2 protein-coding genes and 1 pseudogene are annotated in these 2,722 nt (G+C 60.9%); 2 read left to right on the top strand and 1 reads right to left on the bottom strand.

What is annotated here, in order from left to right; translation table 11 throughout:
• The coding region (locus P1J78_RS24520) for a hypothetical protein (protein WP_275569996.1) at window positions 1-194 on the top strand (194 nt) is incomplete at its 5' end.
• A 133-nt stretch (window positions 195-327) separates the two neighbouring features.
• On the opposite strand, the pseudogene P1J78_RS25630 reads toward P1J78_RS24520, so the two are convergent.
• Window positions 328-528 (bottom strand): annotated as a pseudogene (locus tag P1J78_RS25630) (IS110 family transposase); the annotation flags it as partial.
• A 732-nt stretch (window positions 529-1,260) separates the two neighbouring features.
• On the opposite strand from P1J78_RS25630, the gene P1J78_RS24510 reads away from it, so the two are divergent.
• On the top strand, window positions 1,261-2,451 hold the full coding sequence (locus P1J78_RS24510; protein ID WP_275569995.1) for an IS701 family transposase: 1,191 nt from the start codon (window positions 1,261-1,263) through the stop codon (window positions 2,449-2,451).
• Window positions 2,452-2,722: the final 271 nt, after the last annotated feature.

Here is a 2,722-nt window from a genome sequence, read left to right as displayed (position 1 = left end):
TCGACGAAGGCACGCCATGCGCCTTCGTCCTGGCCGATGCGCTCTACGGGTCGGATCACAGGTTCCGGCGCATGCTGGAAGACCGCGGCCAGCCTCCTGCGCGGCCTCCCGGCGGCAGATTTCATCATCGCCTGGTCGCGATGGCGACAGCGACACCAGGCAGGCGCGGCGAAGGCCCATCAAAAACTGTATGATACGCAACTGTAGTATTAGATTACAATTCCAAGCGCAACGCGCGGTATACCCAGGATCACCATGGGACAAAGGCAGAACCAGCTTACGCTTGATGAATGGTGCCGCTTGCGCGGCATGATGGAGATGGAGTTTCCGAAGACGGAGATCGTACGACGTCAGCACCGCAACCGGACGATCGATATCTTCCCTCGTGTTCAGGATCGTCAGCCGACGTCGCCGTTTGCGCCCTGCGACCTCGATCAGTACCTCGTGGCGGTACTTGGAGATATCGATTGCTACGAGAACAGTGTCGGCTGGGAAAGGATGGCAAGTGGTCGTGGTCGGTCTCCTTATCGGTGTGGTTCGCAATAACCATCGTAGAGGCTTGAGACCCGGCCATGGCTGCCTGCTGGGGCTGCGGAGGTAGCCATGGCTTCCGAAATGTTTCCTTCCATAGGTGCTACGGCGGAGAGTTCGCGCGCCACGAAGCCGTCGGCGCCAACATCGATCTCACCGCCTACAGAAACTCGATGCCTCACTTGAAAAGAGAATCCAGCCGGGCAACCGTGTTCCACGGCATTGCCGATCTTACTTTCTTTTAATGCCGTGTCGGCGAAAGAACCGCCAAAGCGATGAGGTCGAGGCCGTACTCGGACTGATGCTTGGAGAGTTCCTCGAGTGTCATGTTTGGCGTCTCACCGAGCGCAGCGTGGATCACCTCAGCGTTTACCTCAATCCTGCGATACCTCGTGTCGCCGCCCTTCGGCTTGGACGTGAGAGAGAGCCGGCGGTCCCTCACTCGTTGTCCCTGCGCGTTGCCGTGGAAGGCGAGACACCGTGTTTCAAAGCTGCAGACCGTCGACTCAGGCCCGGGGCGACCGCGGAGATAGCCCGTTCCCTGCGGTCAATGGACAGTGGATTGCCCATCACCAACCCCAAAATCTGCCTCAATGCAATGATTCAGCCCTTCGGACGGATTGAGGTTCCCATGCGACTCAGATCGGGTGAAACGCGCATTAGTACTACAGTTGCGCATTTGTTTGATCTCTGATTCAACTCTCCCAAAGCGAATTGGAGAGTTTTGTCATGTCTGTTTCGGATTGGGCTGGGACGGTTTCCGATTGGCGCGATGCGCTGGAAAGCATGAAGACCTCTATCGCCCCAGCGTTCAAGAGAACCGAGCAGCGCGCGTCCGCCAGCGCTTTTGTTGACGGGCTGTTGTCCGGAGTTGAGCGCAAGACCGGCTGGATGCTGGCGGAGGAAGCCGGACTTGCGCGGCCTTACCGGATCCAGTCCCTGCTGGGCCGGTCGAGTTGGTCGGCGGACAGGCTGTGTGATCGGGTACGAAGCTACGTCCTTGAGGCGCTTGGTGATCCCGATGGGGTGTTGGTCATCGATGAGACCGGATTTCCCAAGAAGGGGGTTCATTCCGTCGGTGTTGGCCGACAGTATTCCGGCACGGCAGGCCGGATCGAGAATTGCCAGATCGGTGTTTTCGCCGCCTATGCCAGCCGCTGGGGTCACGCGCTGATCCATCGGCGGCTCTACCTCCCGAAGGACTGGACCAGCGATCCGGAGCGGCGCGCCAAGGCGCATGTGCCGGACGACGTGACGTTCGCCACCAAACCGGCCATGGCCTGCGAGATGATTGCGCGGCTGCTGGATGAAGGGACGCCATGCGCCTTTGTCCTCGCCGATGCGGTCTATGGCTCGGACCATCGGTTCCGGCGCATGCTGGAGGATCGTGGTCAGGCTTACGTGCTGGCGGTGCGCTCGACCCATACGTTGCGCGTTCTGGAAGAGTGGGCGCCGGTGCAGACGGATCCGAGGACGATGATTTCCGAACTCCCCGCCGAGGCCTGGCAGCCCCTGTCCGCCGGTGAAGGCACCAAGGGACAGCGGCTCTACGACTGGGCCTGGGTCCCCCTCGGAGATCAGACCGCAGAGGGGTTTTCCCGCTGGCTGCTGGCGCGTCGCAGCCTGCATGACCCGCAAGCCATCGCGTACTACTTCGCGCATGCCCGTACCGGGACCACGCTGCCGGAGCTCGCGGCCGCCGCCGGGCTGCGCTGGACCATCGAGGAATGTTTTCTGCGCGCCAAGGACGATCTCGGCCTCGATCATTGCGAGGCCCGCTCCTGGCATGGATGGCATCGACACATGAGTCTGGTGATGGCCGCCGCCGCGTTTCTCGCGCGCCTCAGCGCCAACCAGCGGCGCGCGGCCTTTAGCAAACAGAACGAAACGAGTCCGGGGCATCGAGTGGCAGCGGCATGATTACCAGACTGGCGCAAACTCTGACGACCCCGGAACTCCGCCGACTGATCGCCCGCCTTCTGCCGCGGCCGTTACTCACGACTGCCTTCATATGGGATTGGTCGCGATGGCGAAGGCAGCATCAGATTGCCGCCGCCAGCGCCCACCGAAAAAGACGGCCAAATACGCAACTGTAGTATTAGAGCGTTTTCCGATCAATCTGCATCGTATCCGCAGGCGGCGAAGTAGTTTTCGCATTCCTGGTGCGTGAAGCAGTCGATGAGTTCGCCGA

This window comes from Psychromarinibacter sediminicola, from assembly GCF_029168335.1.
Taxonomy (GTDB): Bacteria; Pseudomonadota; Alphaproteobacteria; order Rhodobacterales; family Rhodobacteraceae; genus Psychromarinibacter; species Psychromarinibacter sediminicola.
The sequence above is the reverse complement of the archived record's forward strand: the minus strand, read 5'-3'. Positions and strand labels throughout refer to the sequence as shown.

What these genes read in the sequence shown, in the direction of transcription:
- P1J78_RS24510 (WP_275569995.1), top strand. Translation starts at nt 1,261, where the DNA reads ATGTCTGTTTCGGATTGGGCTGGGACGGTTTCCGATTGGCGCGATGCG.